Origin of the sequence: Neisseria sp. HMSC068C04 (assembly GCF_001810105.1) — a bacterium.
In the GTDB taxonomy this organism is placed as follows: Bacteria; Pseudomonadota; Gammaproteobacteria; order Burkholderiales; family Neisseriaceae; genus Neisseria; species Neisseria flavescens_B.
On record NZ_KV800014.1, the window covers coordinates 3,039 to 3,271 of the forward strand.

The window sequence follows — 233 nt, forward strand, 5'->3', positions numbered from 1 at the left end:
CAGCCGCCTTCAGGCGGCTGTGTGTTGAAACGCGTGTTGCCTCTCAGTTTGGTAATGATGCCGAGCCAGCCGCCTTCAGGCGGCTGTGTGTTGAAACGCGATGCTCTAAATCAGATTTAATATGACGCTCAAAGGCCAGCCGCCTTCAGGCGGCTGTGTGTTGAAACGCTCCCTAACCGATGCGGTGGTCTTTGTACTCACCCAGCCGCCTTCAGGCGGCTGTGTGTTGAAAC